The sequence below is a fragment of the Pseudomonas sp. SMV71 genome (assembly GCF_052042015.1).
Taxonomy (GTDB): domain Bacteria; phylum Pseudomonadota; class Gammaproteobacteria; order Pseudomonadales; family Pseudomonadaceae; genus Aquipseudomonas.
In genome coordinates this window covers 1-12,744 of sequence record NZ_JBKGGU010000016.1, presented here as the reverse complement: position 1 = coordinate 12,744, position 12,744 = coordinate 1, and the positions used below count along the sequence as shown (strand labels likewise).

14 protein-coding genes and 1 pseudogene are annotated in these 12,744 nt (G+C 61.7%); 12 read left to right on the top strand and 3 right to left on the bottom strand.

The window, feature by feature from the left end; all coding sequences use genetic code 11:
* The first annotated feature begins 7 nt into the window (after positions 1–7).
* Together phaC and ACLEJQ_RS17505 are read left to right on the top strand one after the other, a co-directional pair.
* Positions 8–1,690 (top strand): class II poly(R)-hydroxyalkanoic acid synthase, encoded by a 1,683-nt coding sequence (phaC, locus tag ACLEJQ_RS17510; RefSeq protein WP_440796871.1) that lies wholly within the window; start codon positions 8–10, stop codon positions 1,688–1,690.
* A gap of 60 nt (positions 1,691–1,750) precedes the next feature.
* On the top strand, positions 1,751–2,371 hold the full coding sequence (locus tag ACLEJQ_RS17505) for a TetR/AcrR family transcriptional regulator (RefSeq protein WP_440796869.1): 621 nt from the start codon (positions 1,751–1,753) through the stop codon (positions 2,369–2,371).
* 180 nt (positions 2,372–2,551) lie between these two features.
* Here ACLEJQ_RS17505 and ACLEJQ_RS17500 read toward each other — a convergent pair whose 3' ends face one another.
* The 3 genes from ACLEJQ_RS17500 to ACLEJQ_RS17490 all read right to left on the bottom strand — a co-directional run bounded on the left by ACLEJQ_RS17500 (position 2,552) and on the right by ACLEJQ_RS17490 (position 4,415).
* A complete protein-coding gene (locus tag ACLEJQ_RS17500; RefSeq protein WP_440796867.1) occupies positions 2,552–3,439 on the bottom strand; it encodes a phasin family protein in 888 nt (295 codons plus the stop codon).
* Positions 3,440–3,449: 10 nt separating this feature from the next.
* Positions 3,450–3,872: a phasin family protein gene (locus ACLEJQ_RS17495; protein WP_440796866.1), complete on the bottom strand. Its 423-nt coding sequence runs from the start codon at positions 3,870–3,872 to the stop codon at positions 3,450–3,452.
* Positions 3,873–4,139: 267 nt separating this feature from the next.
* Positions 4,140–4,415 carry a polyhydroxyalkanoic acid system family protein gene (locus tag ACLEJQ_RS17490; RefSeq protein WP_440796863.1) on the bottom strand — a complete coding sequence of 92 codons (276 nt, stop codon included), beginning with the start codon at positions 4,413–4,415 and terminating at the stop codon, positions 4,140–4,142.
* 155 nt (positions 4,416–4,570) lie between these two features.
* On the opposite strand from ACLEJQ_RS17490, the gene ubiE reads away from it, so the two are divergent.
* The 10 genes and pseudogenes from ubiE (at position 4,571) to ACLEJQ_RS17440 (ending at position 12,640) form a co-directional block, all read left to right on the top strand.
* The gene (gene ubiE, locus ACLEJQ_RS17485; RefSeq protein WP_072397963.1) at positions 4,571–5,341 is read left to right on the top strand and encodes a bifunctional demethylmenaquinone methyltransferase/2-methoxy-6-polyprenyl-1,4-benzoquinol methylase UbiE; all 771 of its coding nucleotides are present in this window, start codon (positions 4,571–4,573) and stop codon (positions 5,339–5,341) included.
* Positions 5,341–5,965, top strand: a pseudogene (locus ACLEJQ_RS17480) (ubiquinone biosynthesis accessory factor UbiJ). Before ubiE ends, ACLEJQ_RS17480 begins: the two are co-directional and overlap by 1 nt.
* Positions 5,962–7,566, top strand: coding sequence for a ubiquinone biosynthesis regulatory protein kinase UbiB (gene ubiB / locus ACLEJQ_RS17475; RefSeq protein WP_440796861.1), 1,605 nt, complete (start codon positions 5,962–5,964; stop codon positions 7,564–7,566). Before ACLEJQ_RS17480 ends, ubiB begins: the two are co-directional and overlap by 4 nt.
* A 112-nt stretch (positions 7,567–7,678) precedes the next feature.
* Positions 7,679–8,077: a phosphoribosyl-AMP cyclohydrolase gene (hisI, locus tag ACLEJQ_RS17470; protein WP_440796859.1), complete on the top strand. Its 399-nt coding sequence runs from the start codon at positions 7,679–7,681 to the stop codon at positions 8,075–8,077.
* Entirely contained in the window at positions 8,070–8,402 is a 333-nt protein-coding gene (locus ACLEJQ_RS17465; RefSeq protein ID WP_003186671.1) for a phosphoribosyl-ATP diphosphatase, read from the top strand. Before hisI ends, ACLEJQ_RS17465 begins: the two co-directional genes overlap by 8 nt.
* Positions 8,403–8,426: 24 nt before the next feature.
* Positions 8,427–8,714: a twin-arginine translocase TatA/TatE family subunit gene (locus ACLEJQ_RS17460; RefSeq protein ID WP_440796857.1), complete on the top strand. Its 288-nt coding sequence runs from the start codon at positions 8,427–8,429 to the stop codon at positions 8,712–8,714.
* A gap of 10 nt (positions 8,715–8,724) precedes the next feature.
* Positions 8,725–9,141 carry a Sec-independent protein translocase protein TatB gene (gene tatB / locus ACLEJQ_RS17455; RefSeq protein WP_440796855.1) on the top strand — a complete coding sequence of 139 codons (417 nt, stop codon included), beginning with the start codon at positions 8,725–8,727 and terminating at the stop codon, positions 9,139–9,141.
* Positions 9,138–9,929: a twin-arginine translocase subunit TatC gene (tatC, locus tag ACLEJQ_RS17450; RefSeq protein WP_440796853.1), complete on the top strand. Its 792-nt coding sequence runs from the start codon at positions 9,138–9,140 to the stop codon at positions 9,927–9,929. Before tatB ends, tatC begins: the two co-directional genes overlap by 4 nt.
* Positions 9,926–10,633, top strand: coding sequence for a 16S rRNA (uracil(1498)-N(3))-methyltransferase (locus ACLEJQ_RS17445; protein WP_440796852.1), 708 nt, complete (start codon positions 9,926–9,928; stop codon positions 10,631–10,633). Before tatC ends, ACLEJQ_RS17445 begins: the two co-directional genes overlap by 4 nt.
* Before the next feature lie 102 nt (positions 10,634–10,735).
* On the top strand, positions 10,736–12,640 hold the full coding sequence (locus tag ACLEJQ_RS17440) for a methyl-accepting chemotaxis protein (RefSeq protein WP_440796850.1): 1,905 nt from the start codon (positions 10,736–10,738) through the stop codon (positions 12,638–12,640).
* Positions 12,641–12,744 lie beyond the last annotated feature (104 nt).

The following is a 12,744-nucleotide window of genomic DNA, read 5'->3' as shown; positions in this document are numbered from 1 at the left end:
TTGACTCATGCGCGACAAACCGGCGAAGGGCTCCATGCCCGCCCCTGCCAGCTTCATCAACGCACAGAGTGCGGTCACCGGCCTGCGCGGCAGGGACCTGCTGTCCACCTTGCGCAGTGTCGCGTTGCACGGCTTGCGCAACCCGGTGCACAGTGCCCGGCATGCGTTGCGGCTCGGCGGCCAGTTGGGTCGCGTGCTGCTGGGGGAAACCCTGCACCCCACGCACCCCAACGACAAGCGCTTCGCCGATCCTACCTGGGAGCTCAACCCGTTCTACCGCCGCAGCTTGCAGGCGTACCTGAGCTGGCAGAAACAGGTCAGCAGCTGGATCGATGATTGCGGCATGAGTCCCGACGACCAGGCCCGCGCCCACTTCGCCTTCGCCCTGCTCAACGACGCGGTGGCGCCTTCCAACACCCTGCTCAACCCGCTGGCAATCAAGGAGCTGTTCAACTCCGGCGGCTCCAGCCTGGTACGGGGCATCAGCCACCTGGTGGATGACCTGCTGCACAATGACGGACTGCCGCGACAAACCACTCCCGACGCCTTCGAAGTCGGCAAGACACTGGCCACCACGCCCGGTGCCGTGGTGTTTCGCAACGAAATGCTGGAGCTGATCCAGTACCGGCCCATGAGCGAAAAACAATACGCCAGGCCATTGCTGATCGTGCCGCCGCAAATCAACAAGTTCTATATCTTCGACCTGAGCCCTTCCAACAGCTTCGTCCAGTACGCCCTGAAAAACGGCTTGCAGGTGTTCATCATCAGCTGGCGCAATCCCGACGTGCGCCATCGCGAGTGGGGCCTGTCCAGCTACGTCGAAGCAGCGGAGGAAGCCATGAACGTCTGCCGGGCAATCACCGGTGCCCGCGAGGTCAACCTGGTGGGCGCGTGCGCCGGCGGCATGACTATCGCCGCGCTGCAAGGGCATCTGCAAGCCAAGCGCCAGCAGCGCCGGGTCGCCAGCGCCACCTACCTGGTGAGCCTGCTGGACAGCCAGATCGAAAGTCCCGCGACGCTGTTCATCGACGAACAGACCCTCGAAGCCGCCAAGCGCCGCTCTTACCAGAAAGGCATCCTCGATGGCCGCGACATGGCCAGGGTGTTCGCCTGGATGCGACCCAACGACCTGGTCTGGACGTACTTCATCAACAACTACCTGCTGGGCAAGGAACCACCGCCGTTCGATATCCTGTACTGGAATAACGACACCACCCGCCTGCCGGCGGCCTTTCATGGCGACCTGCTGGATTTCTTCAAGCACAACCCATTGACGCATTCCGGCGGCCTGGAGGTGTGCGGCACGCCCATCGACCTGCAGAAAGTCACGGTGGACAGTTTCAGTGTGGGGGGCATCAACGACCACATCACCCCGTGGGACGCGGTCTATCGCTCGACACTGCTGCTGGGTGGTGAAAAACGCTTCGTACTGTCCAACAGCGGCCATGTGCAAAGCATCCTCAACCCACCGGGCAACCCCAAGGCCAATTACCTTGAAAGCCAGAAACTGAGCAGCGATCCACGAGCCTGGTACTACGACGCCAAGCACGTCGAGGGCAGCTGGTGGACGCAATGGCTGGACTGGGTGCAGGCGCGCTCCGGAGCCCAACGCGAGACCCGGATGACCTTGGGCAACGCCAATTACCCCCCCATGGAAGCGGCCCCCGGCAACTATGTTCGCGTACGCTGAAGACCTCACGCCACGCCCCGCCGGTTGGCCGTGGCGCGACTTGATCACGAAGAAGGCCGGATGAAAACCCGCGATCGCATCCTCGAATGTGCCCTGCAATTGTTCAATGAAAAGGGCGAGCCGAACGTCTCCACCCTGGAAATCGCCAACGAAATGGGGATCAGCCCCGGCAACCTCTATTACCACTTCCACGGTAAGGAGCCGCTGGTCCTCGGGCTGTTCGAGCGATTCCAGGCCGAACTGGCCCCGCTGCTGGACCCGCCCGCAGATGCGCAACTGGCACCGGAAGATTATTGGCTGTTCCTGCACCTGATCGTCGAACGCCTGGCCCAGTACCGGTTTCTGTTCCAGGACCTGTCGAACCTGGCCGGACGCCTGCCGAAGCTGGCCAAGGGCATCCGCCAATTGCTCAATGGCTTGAAACGTACCCTGGCTTCATTGCTCGCGCAGCTCAAGGCTCGGGAACTGTTGGTCAGCGACACCCAGGCCCTGGGGCAACTGGTGGAGCAGATCACCATGACCCTGTTGTTCTCGCTCGATTACCAGCGGATCCTGGATCGCGAAGGCGAGGTTCGGCTGGTGGTCTACCAGATCATGATGTTGGTGGCGCCGCATCTGCCGGCTGCTGCCAAAGGTGCGACCGAGCAACTGGCGTTGCGGTACCTCCAAGAGCACGAGTAAACCCCACCGTGGGAGCGAGCCCTGCTCGCGATGGCGGCGGCACATCCGACATCGATGCAAGCTGACCCACCGCTATCGCGAGCAGGGCTCGCTCCCACAGGGCCCCCCCATGTTCTGGATCCGCGACGCAAACAAAAACGCCCGACCTCCTCAGGCCGGGCGTTTTTGCATGTCCTGGACTCAGGATTGACTGGTAGGCGTCGATGGAGCCGGCGCTGGAGTCGGGCTGGCAACCGGGGTCGGAGCCGAGGCGGAGTTCGCCGTGCTCGTGGTGGCTGCCGGCTTGGCGGCCGCCGTCGGTGCCTTGGGCGCAGCGGTTTTCGGCGCGGCCGGTTTTTTCACGGCTGGCTTTTTCGCTGTAGCGGGTTTGGCTGCCGCTTTTGCCGCAGGCTTGGCTGCCGGTTTGCCCGCAGCAGGTTTGGCTGCCGCAACCTTGGTCGCAGGTTTTGCCGCAGGCTTCGCTGCCGCCTTGGCCGCGACCGGCTTGGCCGCTGCCTTCACGGCAGGCTTGGCCGCAGCGGTTTTAGCCGCAGGCTTGGCCGCTGCTTTTGCCGCAGGCTTGGCGACCGCTTTCGCCGCTGCCTTGACCAATGGCTTGGCCGCAGCCTTCGTCGCCGGTTTGGCCGCCGCGGTCTTGGTCGCCACCGGTGTAACCTTGGCCCCGGTGAGTTTCTCGATCTGCTTGGTCAGGGTATCGACCTTGGTATGCAGCGCCTTCACTTCATTGCGGCTCGGTACGCCCAGGCGGGAGATCGCGCTGTTCAGGCGCTTGTCGAAAGCCCCTTCCAGTTCATCCCACTTACCGAGTGCCCGATCCTTCACGCCACCGATTCGCGACTTGGCGGACCCGGCAGAGTCCTTGGCGGCATCGACTTGCTTGCCGACCGCTGTCTTGGTGAGTTTTTCGGCCTTCTCGCCGTCCTTGACCAGTGACTCGAAGAGTTTGCTGCCGTCAGTATCGATCTTCGAGTACACGCCTAAACCAGCCAGCCAGATTTTGCGGGAGTACTTTTCAATTTTCCCGGCCCACGAGCTGCCTTCTTTTTCAGTGATCTTTTTGCCAGCCATCCCGTTCTCCTTAATGTTTACGCGCGACACGTTCGAGCAATGCGGTCAGCTCATCGAGCTTAGCCGAGAGTGCCTCAACGTCATGTTTAGACGGAATGCCGATACGATTCAAGGCACTTGCAACACGCGCATCGAATACCTTCTCGACTTTATCGAGTTGCAGTTCAACCCGAGCCTTGAAAGTGGCGACATCGGCCTTGGCTTCAATCAACTCACTATTGGCCGCTTCAAGTTTTCCGGCAACGTTCTTTTTACCTTTGGATTCAATTACTTCGCCGGCCTTAATCAATTCCTGGAAGTACTCGCTGCCCTCCTGACCGACCTTGGTGTAGGCGCCCAGGCCCGCCAGCCAGATCTTGCGCGCGTACGTTTTCACGTCGCTGAGCGTGGAAGATTCAACGTCGGTTTTTTTCTTCAAAATAACTTTGGCCATGGTGCACCTCACTTCAAACGGGTGGGAGGAACTGCCCGCACACGGACGGGCTCAGGCACAAAGTAGTGAGAATATTTAGAAAGGGCACCCTAACAACTGACACAGATTTCGAGTGCAATGACATCCTGTGGGAGCGAGCCTGCTCGCGATCGCGGTGGGTCAGCAATATTGATATTGGATGACTCGGCGCTATCGCGAGCAGGCTCGCTCCCACAGGGGATTAGTGATGAACCCAAGTTGGGTATCCATCACCACATACTTACAAAATCAAGCCAACGCCTTATCCAGCGCCTTTTCGATTTCCGCCTTGATCGTGCCGCTCATGGCCGACATCAACATCCCCAGTTCTACATCAACGCGGATCGAGTCATCGCCCACATGCACTTCGCCCTTGACCCCGGACCGCTTGAGTTTCAGGGTGTCGCCGGACCACTGCGGCTCCAGGCCGTAGCTGTCGGCCAACTTCTGCGCCAACTTGTCGGCCTTGGCGTGGGCTGCTTCCTTGCCCAGGTCATGGGCACGTTCAACGGTAATACGGGCCATTTGATGACTCCTGTTCTATCGGGACTTGCCTGAACGTTTCGGACGCTGGCTGCGTCAAAACGTCCTGGCGGTGGCTCATCTTACCTTCAGCCTTGCCAAGACAAAGCCCTCCACCGGGATTAGAATGTCCCGCATTCTTTTTTGGTGACAGCGATATGACCGATCAGCGCAAAGGCAGCGATGCCGAACCCACCACCCACTTCGGTTTCAAAAACGTGCCGGAAAGCCAGAAGGCGGAAAAAGTCGCTGAGGTTTTCCACTCGGTGGCCGCCAAGTATGACTTGATGAACGACCTGCTCTCCGGCGGCATGCATCGCCTGTGGAAACGTTTCGCGATCGAACTGTCGGGCGTGCGCAGCGGTAACCGCGTGCTGGACATCGCCGGTGGCACCGGAGACCTGACCAAAAAGTTTTCCCACATCGTCGGCCCGACCGGCCAGGTGGTGCTCGCCGACATCAACGAATCAATGCTCAAGGTCGGCCGCGATCGCCTGCTGGACCTGGGCGTGGCCGGCAACGTCGAGTTCGTCCAGGCCGACGCCGAGAAGCTGCCGTTCCCCGACAACCATTTCGATTGCGTGACCATCGCCTTCGGCCTGCGCAACGTCACCCACAAGGAAGACGCCCTGCGCTCGATGCTGCGGGTGCTCAAGCCTGGTGGCCGGTTGCTGGTGTTGGAGTTCTCCAAGCCGACCAACGCGCTGATGTCCAAGGCCTACGATGCCTATTCATTTGCCTTCATGCCACTGATGGGCAAGCTGATCACCAACGACGCCGAGAGCTATCGCTACCTGGCCGAATCGATCCGCATGCACCCGGACCAGGAAACCCTGAAGTCGATGATGGTCGAGGCCGGTTTCGACCGCGTGACCTATCACAACATGACCTCGGGCATCGTCGCCCTGCATCGCGGTATCAAGCCCTGATGCTGCTGACCGGACTGCTCGCCAGCGTCGAACTCGGCATCAACCGGGTGCTGCGCCTGGACAGCACGGCGCTCGCGCGCCTGGCGCACTTGAGCGGCAAGGTGATTGCCGTCGACTGTCGCAGTCCGGTGTTGCAGCTGTTTATCCTGCCCAGCGACGAAGGCCTTATGCTTGCCGCGCATTGGGAGGCTGAAGCCGATTGCACGTTGCGCGCCCCAGCTTCGAGCCTGCTGAGCCTGGCCCTGAGCAAGGACAAGACGGCGGTGCTGCACAGTCCCGAAGTCGAGCTCGAGGGTGACAGCGGCGTGCTGTTGGAGCTGGCGGGGATCCTCCAGGACCTGGAACTGGACTGGGAATATGAAGTGTCCCGCTGGATCGGCCCGGTGGCGACCCAATTGCTCAGCGGCCATCTGCGCAGTCGCAGCCGCTGGTACCGCCAGGGCTTCGCCAGCCTGGGACAGAATCTGAGTGAATACCTGGCCGAAGAATCGCGTACTCTGGTAGGCCAACGCGAGGCGCAGGCCCGTTTCGATGAACTGGACCAGATCAAACTCGACCTGGAACGTCTCGAGGCGCGTTTCGAGCGCCTTTCCCGATCCCTTGAACCCAAGCGATAACGCATGAAGCTGCTTGCCGTCCGCCGTCTGTTGCGCATCCAGCGCGTCGTGATCCGTTACCGCCTCGATGACCTGCTGTTCGCCTTGCCGTTGCCGTGGTTCCTGCTGGCACTGCGCTTCGTGTTGCCGTGGCGCTGGTTTCCCCGGCGCGCACTGGACCTGAGCCGCGGCGCCCGCCTGCGCCTGGCCTTGCAAGACCTGGGGCCGATCTTCATCAAGTTCGGGCAGATCCTGTCCACCCGCCGCGACCTGCTGCCCGAAGACATCGCTGATGAACTGATGCTGCTGCAGGACCGCGTGCCCCCGTTCGACTCCAAGTTGTCGGTGGCACTGATCGAGGAGCAACTGGGCAAGACCATCGGCGAAGTCTTCCGCCGTTTCGATGTCGAGCCCCTGGCCTCGGCTTCCGTGGCCCAGGTCCACGCCGCACAGCTCAAGAGCGGTGAAGAGGTGGTGGTCAAGGTCATCCGCCCCGGTCTCAAGCCGGTCATTGCCCAGGACCTGGCGTGGCTGTTCATCCTCGCCCGCGCCGCCGAGCGGCTGTCGGCCGATGCGCGCCTGCTGCATCCGGTGGACGTGGTCCTGGATTACGAGAAAACCATCTACGACGAACTCGACCTTTTGCGCGAAGCCGCCAACGCCAGTCAGCTGCGCCGCAACTTCGAAGGCTCGCCGCTGCTCTACGTCCCGCAGGTCTACTGGGACTGGTGCCGGCCGAAAGTGCTGGTGATGGAGCGCATCTACGGTATCCAGGTCACCGACCTGGCGACCCTGGCCGACCAGCGCACCGACATGAAGATGCTCGCCGAGCGCGGGGTGGAAATCTTCTTCACCCAGGTGTTCCGCGACAGCTTCTTCCACGCGGACATGCACCCGGGCAACATCTTTGTCAGCACCGTGGAGCCGTGGAGTCCGAAATACATCGCGATCGACTGCGGCATCGTCGGCAGCCTCACCCCCGAAGACCAGGACTACCTGGCGCGCAACCTGTTCGCGTTTTTCAAGCGCGACTACCGGCGGGTCGCGCAACTGCACATCGACTCCGGCTGGGTGCCGGCCGAGACCAAGCTCAACGAATTCGAGGCGGCCATCCGCACCGTGTGCGAGCCGATCTTCGAAAAACCGTTAAAGGATATTTCCTTCGGCCAGGTGCTGATGCGCCTGTTCCAGACCGCGCGCCGCTTCAACATGGAGGTCCAGCCGCAACTGGTACTGTTGCAGAAAACCCTGCTGAACATCGAAGGACTCGGTCGCCAACTGTACCCGGACCTGGACCTGTGGAACACCGCCCAACCTTTCCTCGAACGCTGGATGCGCGAGCGCGTCAGCCCACGCACCTTGCTCGGCAACGTGCAGAGCCAGTTCGAGCAGATCCCGCACCTGGCCAACATGACCCGCGACCTGCTCGAACGCATGTCCCAACCGCATGCCCAGGACCCGGATCCACCGTGGAAGCGGCGCAAGGACGACTGGTTCCTGCGCCTGCTGGGTGCCGCCCACCTGGGGGGCGGCGCGGCAGTGGCGGCAGGCGGGCCATTGAACGAACTGGGGCACTGGCCGGCGATTATCATGGTGGCCGTCGGTTTGTATCTGGTCGTTCGTCGATAGCAGGAATCAGTTGCAAGCTTTAAGCTGCAAGCCATAAGTTTCATAGGTACACGAATCCGCTTTTTACTTGCAGCTTGAAGCTCAACGCTTGCCGCTGCCGTCAGGACTCAAGATGAAAAACTGGCAGGACGAGATCAAATGGGACGCTGACGGCCTGGTGCCGGCCATTGCTCAGGATCACAAGACCGGGCGCGTATTGATGATGGCCTGGATGAACCGCGAGGCGCTGGCCCTGACCGCCGCCGAGAACCGCGCCATCTATTGGTCACGTTCCCGTGACAAGCTGTGGCGCAAAGGTGAAGAGTCCGGGCATGTGCAGCATCTGCATGAGATGCGCCTGGACTGCGACGGCGACGTCATCATCCTGATGGTCGAGCAGGTCGGTGAGATTGCCTGCCACACCGGCCGTCAAAGCTGCTTCTATCGCGTCTTCGAGAACGGCGACTGGAAAACCGTCGATCCGGTGCTCAAGGACCCGCATGCCATCTATTCAGGACATACCCATGAGTGACACCCTGACCCGCCTGGCCCAGGTGCTGGAAGAGCGCAAAGGCGCCGCGGCCGACAGTTCCTATGTCGCCAGCCTGTACCACAAGGGCTTGAACAAGATTCTGGAAAAAGTCGGCGAAGAGTCCGTGGAGACCATCATCGCCGCCAAGGACGCCGCCATCAGCGGCGATTGCAGCGACGTGATCTACGAGACCGCCGACCTGTGGTTCCACAGCCTGGTCATGCTGGCCCAACTGGGGCAGCATCCGCAGGCCGTACTGGATGAACTGGACCGGCGCTTCGGTCTGTCCGGGCATGTCGAGAAAGCCTCGCGCCCGTCCGCCTGATCAACTCTTGAGAGGAATAGCCACATGGGTATCTTTGACTGGAAACACTGGGTCGTCATTCTGGTTGTCGTGGTGCTGGTGTTTGGCACCAAGAAACTGAAAAACCTTGGCACCGATGTCGGCGAGTCGATCAAAGGTTTTCGCAAGGCCATGAACGACGACGAGAAACCGGCCGAGCCGACAGCGGCCCCGACGCAACCGGTGCAGCCGGCTCAACCGGTACACCCTCAGGCGGCCCAGCCGGTGAGCGCACCGCACACCATCGATGTGCAGGCACAGAAAGTCGAAGAGCCTGCCCGCAAAGACTCGTGAGCACTGACTAATGTTTGGGATCAGCTTCACTGAACTGCTGCTCGTCGGCCTCGTCGCCCTGCTGGTCCTGGGCCCCGAGCGCCTGCCGGGTGCTGCGCGCACGGCCGGTCTGTGGATCGGACGCCTGAAGCGCAGCTTCAACGCGATCAAACAGGAAGTTGAACGTGAAATCGGTGCCGACGATATCCGCCGGCAACTTCACAACGAACACATTCTGTCCCTGGAGCAGGAAGCACGGAAAATCCTCGCACCGACCCAACAGGAGCCGACACCGGTCGAGCCTGTGGTCGAGCCGGTGATTGCTCCTCACGCGCCGGTGGCTGACACGGTGCCATTGGCGGCGACGCCTGCCAATGCGCCGGAACCGGCCCCGGCGGCGACGCCTGCCGTTCCCCACGACCCTACTTTGCCGCCGCGAGCCCCATGAGCGATATACCGGAAAACGACCAGCCCATGCCGCTGGTATCGCACCTCACCGAGTTGCGCACCCGCCTGCTGCGTTGCGTCGCGGCAGTGTTCATCATCTTCGCCGGGCTATTTGCCTTCACCCAGCAGATCTACACCTTCGTCTCCACGCCGCTGCGCCAGTACCTGCCGGCCGGGGCGACGATGATTGCCACCGACGTGTCGTCGCCGTTCCTGACGCCGCTGAAACTGACGATGATGGTCTCGCTGTTCCTGGCGATCCCGGTGATCCTGCATCAGATCTGGGGCTTCATCGCACCCGGCCTGTACAAGCACGAAAAACGCATTGCCGTGCCGCTGCTGGTGTCGAGCATCCTGTTGTTCTACACCGGCATGGCCTTCGCCTATTTCCTGGTGTTCCCGCTGATCTTCAAGTTCTTTGCCGCCGCCACCCCGGCAGGCGTGGAAATGATGACCGACATCACCAGCTACCTGGATTTCGTCATGACGCTGTTCTTCGCCTTCGGCGTGGCGTTCGAGATCCCGGTGGCGGTGGTGCTGCTGGTCTGGATCGGCGTAGTCGACGTGGCCTACCTGAAGAAAATCCGCCCGTATGTGATCATCGGTTGCTTTGTGGTCGGCATGATCCTGACCCCGCCAGACATCTTCTCCCAGACGCTGCTAGCCGTGCCGATGTGGCTGCTGTTCGAGATCGGCGTGCTGTTCGGCGGCCTGGTGCGCAAGCGCAGTGAGCATCCGGAAGACGAGCCGGTCGACCACGACGACCAGCCGCCAGCGAAACAAGCGTGAACCTGCTGCTGCTTGAAGAGGCCGATTTCATCGCGCCTGACCGGGTGGTCCTGCGTGACCGCCGGTTGACGCACATGCAGGAAGTCCACCGCAGCGCTGTCGGCGACAGCCTGCGGGTCGGGCGCGTCGACGGCTTGATGGGCAGCGCCCAGGTGTTGCGCCTGGAAGCCCGAGAGGCCGAATTGCAAGTCACCCTGGACCAACCGCCGCCGGCCAAGCTGCCGCTGACCCTTGTGCTGGCCCTGCCGCGCCCAAAGATGCTGCGGCGGGTGTTCCAGACCGTCGCCACCATGGGCGTGCCGCGGGTGATCCTGGTCAACAGCTATCGAGTGGAGAAGAGCTTCTGGCAGACCCCATTCCTGGAGCCCGAGGCGATTCGCGAGCAGCTGATCCTGGGCCTGGAACAGGCCAGGGACAGCGTGCTGCCGCAAATCATCATCGAAAAGCGCTTCAAGCCCTTCGTCGAAGACCGACTACCGGCTATCGCAGACGACACCCTGGCCCTGGTCGGTCATCCCGGCAACTACCCGCCCTGCCCCCGCGCCGTGACGCAGCCGGTGACCCTGGCGATAGGCCCGGAGGGTGGCTGGATCCCCTACGAAATCGAACTGTTGGCCAAGGCCGGCTTGCAGCCGGTGCAACTGGGTGAACGCATCCTGCGGGTCGAGACTGCCGTGACGGCGCTGATGGCGCGGTTGTTCTGATCCGCTACCCGTCGCGCAAACCGGCTATTTTCTACAGATTCCCTCCAAACGGCCGATACAGCTCCCATAAAACCACGCACAGCGCTGCAAGGGAGTATCAGTATGTTCCGATGGCTGGGTAACGTAAGTGTCAATCGCAAGCTTGGCTTCGGCTTCGGCCTGGTACTGTTTCTCACCTTGATGATTGCCTTTACCGGCTGGAGCGGCCTGAGCAATGTCATCAGTCGTGGCGATAAGCTGGGGTTCATTGCCAGTCTCAACGACTTGAGCAAGGACTTGAACCTGGCGAGCATCGACTACTACACCACACGGGGTGAGAAAGGTCCGCAAACGGTCAACGATCTGCTTGGCAAGCTGGAAGCCGGGCTCGGCACCGCTCGCCAATTGATCGAACAACCCGCCGATGTAGCGCTGATCGACAGCCAACTGGCCGCTGTTGCTGAATACAAGAGCGCCTTTGCCCAAATGACCCGCGCGACCGTAAACCGCGAGGATGCCCGTAGCAAGCTGGGCGCCAACGCTGACAATGCCGTGGCCCGCGTCGCCGAAGTGGAAAAGGCACTGCTGCAAGGCGGCGATGTCACTCCCTTCAACAATGTAGTCACACTGAGCAAAGCCGTTCAGCAGGCGCGCTATCAGGTTCGCGGCTACACCTACAGTGGCAAGAGCGATGCCCAGCAACCGGCCCTCGATGCTATCGATAACGTCCTGAAGCTGCTCGCACGCCTGCCAGAGCAATTGCCAGAAGAGCATCGAGCCAACCTGCAGCAGGCCAACGACTCGTTCAACCTCTATCGTAGCGCCGTCGCTCAGTTCCGTGACTCTCAGATCGACAACGCAGCCGCGCTCCAGCGCATGACCGAACAAGGCCAGGTGCTGATCGACGCCAGCCAGAAACTGACCGTGTCCCAGACGGCAGTGCGTGACCAAAACGCCGCCCAGGCCAAGACCGTCCTGATCGCAGCCGCCGTTCTGGCGTTGCTGTTCGGCGTGATCGCCGCCCTGTTCATCACTCGACAGATCGTGGGCCCGCTCGGCCAGACCTTGGAGGTTGCCGAACGCGTGGCCGCTGGAGACCTGACCCACAACCTTACCTCCGAGCGTCGCGACGAACTGGGCCAATTGCAGCGCGCCATGCAAAGCATGACAGTGGGCCTGCGGCAATTGATCGGCGGCATCGGCGAAGGCGTCACACAGATTGCCAGCGCCGCCGAACAACTCTCCGCTGTCACCGAGCAGACCAGCGCCGGGGTCAACAACCAGAAGGTGGAGACCGACCAGGTCGCCACCGCGATGCACGAAATGACCGCCACGGTGCAGGAAGTGGCGCGCAATGCCGAAGAGGCCTCAGAGGCGGCAGCGGCGGCTGATCAACAGGCTCGCGAAGGTGACAAGGTCGTGGGCGAGGCCATTGCGCAGATCGAGCGTCTGGCCCTTGAAGTCGGTAACTCGACCCAGGCCATGGGCGACCTGAAACGTGAAAGCGACAAGATCGGCAGCGTACTGGATGTGATCAAGTCCGTCGCCCAACAGACCAACCTGCTGGCTCTCAATGCCGCCATCGAAGCCGCCCGCGCCGGTGAGGCCGGTCGGGGTTTCGCGGTGGTGGCCGACGAGGTCCGCAGCCTGGCCCAACGTACCCAGAAATCCACCGAAGAGATCGAAGAACTGATCGTCGGCCTCCAAACCGGCACCGAACAGGTCGCGACCATCATGGACAACAGCCGTGGCCTGACCGACAGCAGCGTCGAACTGACGCGCCGTGCTGGCGGCTCCTTGGAAAACATCACTCGTACCGTCTCGGCGATCCAGTCGATGAACCAACAGATCGCCGCGGCCGCCGAACAGCAGAGCGCCACGGCCGAAGAAATCAACCGCAGCGTGCTGAATGTGCGCGATGTGTCGGAGCAGACTTCTGCGGCCAGTGAAGAAACTGCGGCTTCGAGTGCTGAACTGGCGCGGTTGGGGGTGCATTTGCAGACGTTGGTGGGGCGGTTCAGGGTTTAGGCGCTTGACCCTGTTGGTGGTGCTCTCTGGGTGGGGTGTAGATCCGTTTCTTCGGTAACGGCGGCTTAGGGTTCCGCCCTGACGGCGGCTCACTTTTTTTCAAG